This is a genomic window from Streptomyces sp. NRRL S-87 (assembly GCF_000719335.1).
Classification (GTDB): Bacteria; Actinomycetota; Actinomycetes; order Streptomycetales; family Streptomycetaceae; genus Streptomyces.
This window is the reverse complement of record NZ_JOGB01000111.1, coordinates 1-6,543: the sequence shown is the minus strand read 5'-3', so window position 1 is coordinate 6,543 and position 6,543 is coordinate 1. Positions and strand designations below refer to the sequence as shown.

Annotated in this window: 6 protein-coding genes; 1 reads left to right on the top strand and 5 read right to left on the bottom strand. The window is 73.3% G+C overall.

What is annotated here, in order from left to right:
• Window positions 1–103: 103 nt before the first annotated feature.
• Genes IF43_RS0134965 through sbnA form a run of 5 tightly spaced genes read right to left on the bottom strand, consistent with a single transcriptional unit; the run spans window position 104 to window position 5,187 of the window.
• Complete coding sequence (locus IF43_RS0134965; RefSeq protein WP_030210750.1) at window positions 104–1,054, bottom strand: TauD/TfdA family dioxygenase; 951 nt, start codon at window positions 1,052–1,054, stop codon at window positions 104–106.
• 47 nt (window positions 1,055–1,101) lie between these two features.
• Window positions 1,102–2,388, bottom strand: a complete 1,287-nt coding sequence (locus tag IF43_RS0134960) for an MFS transporter (RefSeq protein ID WP_063753453.1) — start codon at window positions 2,386–2,388, stop codon at window positions 1,102–1,104.
• Window positions 2,385–3,317 (bottom strand): ornithine carbamoyltransferase, encoded by a 933-nt coding sequence (locus tag IF43_RS0134955; protein ID WP_030210746.1) that lies wholly within the window; start codon window positions 3,315–3,317, stop codon window positions 2,385–2,387. The genes IF43_RS0134960 and IF43_RS0134955 overlap by 4 nt, the downstream gene beginning before the upstream one ends.
• Window positions 3,281–4,111, bottom strand: coding sequence for a 4'-phosphopantetheinyl transferase superfamily protein (locus IF43_RS0134950; protein WP_051796833.1), 831 nt, complete (start codon window positions 4,109–4,111; stop codon window positions 3,281–3,283). The genes IF43_RS0134955 and IF43_RS0134950 overlap by 37 nt, the downstream gene beginning before the upstream one ends.
• Window positions 4,112–4,152: 41 nt before the next feature.
• Window positions 4,153–5,187, bottom strand: a complete 1,035-nt coding sequence (gene sbnA / locus IF43_RS0134945; protein WP_051796832.1) for a 2,3-diaminopropionate biosynthesis protein SbnA — start codon at window positions 5,185–5,187, stop codon at window positions 4,153–4,155.
• Between the two features lie 133 nt (window positions 5,188–5,320).
• On the opposite strand from sbnA, the gene sbnB reads away from it, so the two are divergent.
• A complete protein-coding gene (gene sbnB / locus IF43_RS0134940) occupies window positions 5,321–6,316 on the top strand; it encodes a 2,3-diaminopropionate biosynthesis protein SbnB (RefSeq protein ID WP_030210734.1) in 996 nt (331 codons plus the stop codon).
• The last annotated feature ends 227 nt before the right edge of the window (window positions 6,317–6,543 follow it).

Here is a 6,543-nt window from a genome sequence, read left to right as displayed (position 1 = left end):
CGAACCGGCCGGAGCAGATCCGAACCGGCCGGAGCAGATCCGAACCGGCCGGAGCAGATCCGAACCGGCCGGAGCAGATCCGAACCGGCCGGAGTCGGCCGGGTCAGTCGGACATCGCGACGAGCACCCGGCGCGGTCCGGTGAACGGCCGGCGGCCGTGGCCCACCAGCACGTTGTCGATGAGCAGCAGGTCCCCGCGGTGCCAGTCCACGTCCACCGCGTTGTCGAGGCCCCTGTCCCGGACCTGGACGACGTACTCGTCGGGGATGGGCGAGCCGTCGGCGAAGGTGACGGACTGCGGCAGCTCCTCGGCCGGCATGATCGACGCCAGCGCCTTGGCCGTGTCGTCGCCGAGCGAGGCCGGGTGCCACTGGTCGGCCTGGTTGAACCAGACCTCGTCCCCCGTGACCGTATGGGTGGTGATCGCGGGTCGCAGCTGGCTCACCCGCAGCGAGCCGTCCGGCTGCCACGTCCAGTCCGCGCCCGACGCGGCGAGGAACTCCTCGACCCGGTCGGCCTCCTCGGTCTCGAAGGTCGCCTGCCAGCTCTTGCCGAGGCCCACACCGCCGTGCAGGTTCTGCGTGTAGCGCACCCCGCCGGCGAACGCCTCGCGCACCTCGGGGTCGAGGCAGGCGAGCCAGCGCCGCCCGTCGATGACGGGAGTGGCCCCGCCGGCGAGCGGAGCGGTCTCGCAGAAGAAGAGCAGCCGGGCCGGCCACTGGTGGGCGTAGCTCATCTCGTTGTGCATCGAGATGCTGAACTCGGCCGGGTACTCGGTCGAGGTGTAGACGTTCGACCCGACCTTCGTGCGCGGCGAGTTGCCGTGCACGTAGGCGAGCCGGTTCGGCAGCAGCAGGTCCATCACCTCGTCCAGCTCGCCCGGCTCGACGCCGAACCCGCGGAAGACCAGGGCCTTCTCCCGGGCCAGCAGACCGCCGAGGTCCTCCACCGAGCCGAGGTGGTCGGCCAGTCCCCGGGCGCTCGCCTCGGTCCCGGTCTCCGCCGGGGTCACCTCGGCCGGGGCCCAGGGACCGCCGTTCGCCACGCTGTCCATGCGTTCTCTCCTCCTTGCGAAACCGGGTCCCACCTTCGGAGGCGGGCCTATATTTCTTCGGTACGTGCGGTATCCGCGATCTCCGGCGCGAGGGGTTCCGGATCGGGGTCGAGCCGCAGCGCGGGCGACACCAGCGCGGCCAGGGCCAGCAGCCCCATGCCGGCCGCGATGCCCAGCGCCGTGCGGTACGTGCCGACCGCGGCGAGCAGGAACCCGCCGGCCAGCGCGCCCGCCGAGGCCGTGCCGGAGCCCAGCAGCGCGAAGACGCTGGTCACCCGCCCCTGCAGGGGCTCCGGCGTGATCCGGACCTGGTGCACGCCGGCGACCACGTTCATCAGGGCCCCGGCGAAGCTCATCCCGCCGAGCAGCGCGCCGAGCACCACCGGGTCCGAGGTGAGGGCCACCGGTGCCATCAGCACCGCCCAGAGCGCGAGCGCCCCGGTCAGCACGGTCCGCGGTGCCAGCCGCCCCGCCGCCCGGGACCCGGCGAGCGCCCCCGCGATCCCGCCGACCCCCGCGACCAGGCCGATCATGCCGATGGCCCACGGCGATCCGCCGTCCTCCTGCACGGCCAGGGCCAGGGTCAGCGTCAGCACCTGGAAGAGCAGGTTGCTGCCCGACAGCAGCACCACGGCCACCCGCATGAAGCGCTGCCGCCACACCCAGCGCAGTCCCTCGGCCACGTCCGAGCGCAGGCTCGTGCCCGGCGCGGCCCGCTCCCCCTGCAGGTCCCGGCGGATCAGCAGCAGGGTCACCAGCGCCACCAGGTGCGTGAGCGCGGTGAACGCGAACGGCAGCCAGCGGCCGAACTGGAACAGCCCGCTGCCCGCGGGCTGGCCGAGCAGCCCGGCCGCCTGCCCGCGCGCCTCGTTCTGCCCGAGCGCCGCCGTCAGGTGCGCGGGGTGCACCACGTGGGCGATCGCGGCCCGTTCGGCCAACCGGTAGCAGAGCCCGGCGGTGCCGTCGACGAAGGCCGCCGCCGCCACCAGGGGCAGCCACAGCCGCCCCGCCAGCAGCATCGCGGTCACCGCCGCCATGGCCGACAGCCCGGCCACGTCGCACAGGACGAGCAGCCGCCTGCGGTCCCACCGGTCGATCAGCGCCCCGGCCGGCAACTGGACCACCAACTGGGGCAGCAGGGCGGCGAACCCCACCACACCGGCACCGGCCGGCCCGCCCCCGAAGAAGATCATCAGCAGCGGGTAGGCGGCCACACTGGCCCGCAGCCCCAGTGCCGAGAGCCCCGCTCCGGTCCACAGCAGCAGGAAGTCCCGGTTGCGGCGCAGGGGCGGGGGCGCCGCGACCGCCGTGGGCGGCTCGTCCAGCAGACTCATGGCCGGACACCGCCGCGGCACCACTCCAGCACCGCCATCGCGCTGTGCATCTTGTTCTCGGCCTGGTCGAAGGCGATGCTCCGGTCCCCGTCGAGGACCTCGGCCGTCACCTCCTCCCCGCGGTGCGCCGGCAGGTCGTGCAGGAACACGGCCTTCGGGCTCCGGCGCCACAGCGCCCGCGTCACCCGGAACGGCTCGAACCGGGCGCGCCAGCCGGGGTCCGGCTTGCTGGTGCCGGTGGTCTGCCAGCGCGTGGTGTACACGACGTCGACGTCCTCCGGCAGGTCGTCCGTGTCGTGCCGTTCGACGACCGCCGCCCCGTGGGCCGCCGCGCTCGCCGCGGCCCGTACGGCCACGTCCGCGCGCAGCCCGTACCCCTCGGGCGTGCGCAGCTCCAGCACCGTGCCGGGAAACCGCGAGAGCCCGAGGGCCAGCGCGGCCGCGGTGTTGTTGCCCTCGCCCAGGTAGAGGACCCGCAGGCCCTCGATCCGGCCGAAGTGCCGCAGCAGCGTCGTCAGGTCGGTGAGCCCCTGGGTCGGGTGCTCGTCGGCGGTCATGGCGTTGACCACCGACATCCGCGACTGGCCGGCCCAGGCCCGCAGCTCGGCCGGGTCGTCCGCGGTCCGCGCGACCAGCACGTCCAGCATCCGGGAGAAGACCCGGCCGGTGTCCTCGCTGGTCTCCCCGGTGTTGGTCTGCAGGTCGGAGCCGGAGAAGGTGACGAGCCGCGCCCCCAGGCGCAGCGCCCCCGCGGAGAACGCCGTACGGGTACGCGTCGAGGTGCGGCGGAAGTAGATCCCCGCGACCGTGCCCTCCAGCGAGCCACCGGGCGCCGCCCGCCCGGAGGACAGCTCCGCACCCCGGGCCACGATGCCGCGCAGGTCGTCGTCGGTCAGGTCATCGAGAGAGACAAGGTGGCGGACGGCCACGGCGCACTCCTGTTCGTATCGGAAGGCGGAGGCCCGGCGGACTCCGCGGCGGCCGGCGGCGGTTTCTCGATCAGCCGCAGCGGCCCGGCCGCCGCCGCCTCGCGGGCGATGGCGGCGTACCGGCCGGGACCGACCGCGAGGTCCTCGACCAGCCACGTGTCCGGGCCCGCGGCCGCCGAGTGACGGACGATCAGCGGACCCCCGTCGGGCGGTCCGTGCACCTCCACCTCCCGGGCGTCGGCCACCAGGCCGATCCCGCTGGCCTTCAGCACCGCCTCCTTCCTGGTCCAGTAGCGGAGGAAGACCGCCAGCCGGGCCGCGGACTCCGACTCCCGGCCCAGGTGCGCCAGCTCCCGGTCGGAGAGCACCAGCGGCGCCACCGACTCGGTGTCGAAGCCCAGCACCTGCTCCAGATCGACGCCGATCCGACGGCCGCCGCCGGTCACGCCGAGCAGCCAGTGCGGCCCCGAGCGGGACAGGCTGTAGCTCAGCTCCGTCTGCGGCCACTCGACGCACGGGGCGCCGTGCGTCGCGTCGCCGCACTCCGGGCAGCGCAGCCGGCCGAGCCGCAGCTCGGCCGGGCCCGTCCCGAGGTAGGCCGCCAGGATGCGGCGTACCGCGACATGGGCACCGGCGTAGTGCCGGCCCGCCTCGGCGGTCATCGCGCGGGCCGCGTCCCGTTCGGCCGCCGACAGCACGGCGGCGGCGTCCGGACCGAGGGTCCCCTCGACCGTTCCCCACCACACGTGCGTCACATCGGCGTCGAAGACATCCGAGAAGTCCTCGGCGCTCATGGGTGTCACCCCTGTTCTCATCGGGCCCGATCCCTCACGGATCAGGCACTGGTGACGGCCGCGGCGAACCGCGGGTCGCCGGGTTCGGCGAGCGCGCCCTTCCACAGGTGCGAGACCTCGCCGAAGCGCTCGCCGACCCAGTCGTCCGAATAGATCGTGCCGAGATAGCGGTCGCCGCCGTCCGGGAACACCAGGACGACGTTCGAGCCGTCGGGAATGCGGTCGCCGAATTTCTCCAGAGCCGCCACCGCGGCCCCGGAAGAGCCACCGAGCAGAATTCCCTCGGCGTCCACCATCCGCCGGCAGGCCACCACGCAGTCGAGATCCGTGACGTGCACCACCTCGTCGGCCGCCGACGGGTCGAACAGCGCCGGCGGCACCGACGCGCCGTGCCCCGGGATCAGCCGGGGACTGTGCGGCTGGCCGAAGATGGCGCTGCCCACCGCGTCGACCGCCACGACCGTGGTCGGCAGGCCCTGGTCGCGGACGTACGTCGCGCAGCCCAGCAGCGTGCCGAAGGTGGACACCGGCGAGAACAGGTAGTCCACCCGGCCGTCCAGCGCCTCGGCGATCTCCCGCATGGTCTCGCGGTGCGCCCGCGGGTTGAGCGGATTGGCGTACTGGTTGGGCCAGTACGCCCCGGGCAGCGTCTCCACCAGCTCCCGCACGCGCGCGAGCCGCGCCTCCAGGAACTCGCCGGTGACCGGGTCGGGCGTCGTGACGACCTCCACGCGCGCGCCGTAGGCGGCCAGCAGCGCGAGGTTCTGCCCGGTGGTCTTCGCGTCGACGACGCAGACGAAGTCGATGCCGAAGTACTTGCAGACCTGCGCGATACCGATCGCGAGGTTCCCGGAACTCGACTCGACCACCACCGAGTGCCCCGGTATCAGCCGGCCCTCGCGGATGCCGCTGCGCAGCATGCTCAGCGCGGACCGGTCCTTGACGCTCCCTCCCGGATTGAACCTCTCCATCTTCGCGAACACCCGGGACCGAAATCCCGGAAAGACATTGCCCAATTCGACCAGCGGCGTGTTCCCGATGGTCTCCAGAATCCCATGGAGCACGGGACGGCTCATGCTGCCCTTCCCTCTGTCGTTGCTTTCGGGATGGACCACAATGCGCAGCCGTTCTATGCGTGTTCTATTAGAGAACCGATATAGAAGACGCCGCCAAGGTCGCCGCACCACACGACCATCGAAAGGAACCGCGATGCTGATCCTTCGGCGCAGCGACGTCCAGGCGACCCTGGCGGGCCGCGAGACGGAGATCATCGACCTCGTCGCCGACGCGTACCGCCTCCACGACGAGGGGGCGACGGCGCTGCCGCACTCGACCTTCCTCCGCTTCCCCGAGGACCACCACGCGCGCGACCGGATCATCGGCCTGCCCGCCTACCGCGGCGGCTCCGCCCCCGTGGCGGGCATGAAGTGGATCGCCTCGTTCCCCGGCAACGTCGCGGCCGGCATGGAGCGCGCGAGCGCCAGCATCACCCTCAACTCCCTGGAGAACGGCCGCCCCACCGCCTTCCTGGAGGGCTCGGTCATCTCGGCCAAGCGCACCGCCGCCAGCGCCGCCCTCGCGGCCCGGGTCCTGACCGAGCAGAACCCGCCGACCGGCGTCGTCCTCGTCGGCTGCGGCGTCATCAACCTCGAGATCCTCCGCTTCCTCGCCGCCGCCCTGCCGGACCTGCGCGAGGCCGTCCTGTACGACATGGACCCCGCCCGCGCCGAAGCCTTCGCCGACACGTGCGCGGCGGAGGTCCCCTCCGTGAAGACCGTCGCCGTCGCCGACCGCGCCGAGGCCCTCGGCGCGCACCCCCTGGTCTCCTTCGCCACCACGGCGGCCGAACCGCACGCGGACCTGTCCGCCTGCCGGCCCGGCGCCACCGTCCTGCACGTCTCGCTGCGCGACCTGACCGTCGAGTCCGTCCTCGCCGCCGTGAACGTCGTCGACGACGCCGACCACGCCGTCCGGGAGCGCACCTCGCTGCACCTGGCCGAACTGCGAACTGGCAACCGCGACTTCGTCGCGGCCTCGATCGGTGCTCTGCTGCGTGGCACGGCCACCCTGGACCCCGCCCTCGGCCGCCACGTGGTGTACTCCCCGTTCGGCCTGGGCGTACTGGACATCGCGCTCGCCGAGTACGTCCGCGGGCGGGCGGAGGAGTCCGGCCTCGGCATCACGGTCGAGGACTTCCTGGGCTGATCGGCGGCCGGGTTCGCTTCGGGGGTGGGTTCGCTTGGGAGTGGCCCGGTGTTGGGGCCTGCTGCTTGCTTCGGGGAGTGGCCCGGTGTTGGGGCCTGCTGCTCGCTTCGGGGGTGGGTCCCGTGGTATGTGGGTCCCCTCGGCGCTTGACAGGGGCGGCCTGCAGGCCCTGCGGCAGGCCCACCCCGAGGGCTTTGGGGCTTCGCCCTGGCCTGCGGCCACCCTCG

What these genes read in the sequence shown, in the direction of transcription:
- sbnB (WP_030210734.1), top strand. Translation starts at nt 5,321, where the DNA reads ATGCTGATCCTTCGGCGCAGCGACGTCCAGGCGACCCTGGCGGGCCGC.
- IF43_RS0134960 (WP_063753453.1), bottom strand. Translation starts at nt 2,388, where the DNA reads ATGAGTCTGCTGGACGAGCCGCCCACGGCGGTCGCGGCGCCCCCGCCC.
- sbnA (WP_051796832.1), bottom strand. Translation starts at nt 5,187, where the DNA reads ATGAGCCGTCCCGTGCTCCATGGGATTCTGGAGACCATCGGGAACACG.
- IF43_RS0134965 (WP_030210750.1), bottom strand. Translation starts at nt 1,054, where the DNA reads ATGGACAGCGTGGCGAACGGCGGTCCCTGGGCCCCGGCCGAGGTGACC.
- IF43_RS0134950 (WP_051796833.1), bottom strand. Translation starts at nt 4,111, where the DNA reads ATGAGCGCCGAGGACTTCTCGGATGTCTTCGACGCCGATGTGACGCAC.